Raw genomic sequence first — 1,317 nt, 5'->3', positions numbered from 1 at the left:
GTTCGTTGTGGAGCGTCAGCCATAACAGGGCCAGGACCGCGTCATCGATTTTGTCCTCATCGATCTCCATTCTGTCATGATATCACGCGCGAGACTTCAAGTCCTGCGGCCCACCTCGGATGGATACCGAAGGATGGCAGAGCAGGATGTTGCACTGACGGAATGGCTGAAGCCGTTCGTTGAGAAGCTTGGCCACAAGAAGCGTCGGCAGATGTGCCCGGTGTATGTTTCGGGCCTCATCGGACCTGGCGATCGCAAAAGTATCGAGCCGATGGCGGAGCGCCTCGCGCCTGATTGCTACGACCGCCTGCATCATTTCATCTCGGATGGGATTTGGGATGCTGGTCCTCTTGAGGCGGAACTGGCGGTGCAGGCCGACAGGATTGTCGGGGCTTCAGATGCTTTTCTGGTGATCGGCGACACAGGCCTGCCGAAGAAGGGCGACCATTCTGTTGGGGTCGCACCGCAGTATGCGTCGATGCTGGGCAAGCGTGCCAATTGCCAGACGCTGGTGTCGTTGACGCTGGCCCGCGACGAAGTTCCCGTTCCGGTGGGCTTGCGGCTGGCTGGTCGGCGAGTGGCGCTCAAACGACGAGCGCAAATATTATCTGTCCAACCTGCCGGCCGAGACGGCATTGAAAGAGCTCGCGGCCGTCATCAAGGCACGATGGGTCTGCGAGCAGGCCCATCAGCAGATGAAGGAAGAACTCGGCCTCGATCACTTCGAAGGCCGATCATGGCAAGGCCTCCATCGACACGCGCTGATGACGATGATCGCTTATGCCTTCCTGCAGCATCAGCGTGCATAGCGGCAATCTAGGTGAGATTCATCCTGATTGCCGCGCTATACCGATCAGCGTAACGTCGTTCTCGTCGGCGGCACGGGAACAGGCAAGAGCCACCTGGCTATCGCGATTGCCCGTGCACTCATACGCAACAGCACACGCGGCCGCTTCTTCAACGTCGTCGATCTGGTCAATCGGTTGGAAACGGAAACGCGCAACGGCAAGCAAGGCCGGACGGCGGATTACCTTACACGCCTCGACTTCATCATCCTCGATGAACTCGGCTATCTACCGTTCGCACAGGCCGGTGGTCAGCTCCTGTTCCACCTGATCAGCAGGCTCTACGAGCGCACTTCGATCATCGTCACTACAAACCTCGCCTTCGGCGAATGGCCGTCGGTGTTCGGCGAGCCAAGCATCGCAGACTGCCGCTATTATCGACGGGGTGGTGCATTATGTAACCATCATTGACCCGCGCCACGGCCTTGCGGGTCAGCGTCTTGAGCTGGTGTCAGTCCAGTCCGGACGCGGG

Annotated in this window: 3 pseudogenes; 2 read left to right on the top strand and 1 reads right to left on the bottom strand. The window is 59.2% G+C overall.

The features are described from left to right. Positions 1–70 (bottom strand): annotated as a pseudogene (locus C5L12_RS29320) (DUF6429 family protein); the annotation flags it as partial. Between the two features lie 63 nt (positions 71–133). Between C5L12_RS29320 and C5L12_RS27690 the strand changes: the two are divergent. Continuing rightward, positions 134–809 (top strand): annotated as a pseudogene (locus tag C5L12_RS27690) (IS701 family transposase). Positions 810–854: 45 nt separating this feature from the next. Beyond that, positions 855–1,317, top strand: a pseudogene (locus tag C5L12_RS27685) (ATP-binding protein); the annotation flags it as partial.

It is taken from the genome of Neorhizobium huautlense, assembly GCF_002968575.1.
In the GTDB taxonomy this organism is placed as follows: Bacteria; Pseudomonadota; Alphaproteobacteria; order Rhizobiales; family Rhizobiaceae; genus Neorhizobium; species Neorhizobium huautlense.
Note: the sequence above shows the minus strand (reverse complement) of the source record. Positions and strands in the feature narration are given on the sequence as shown.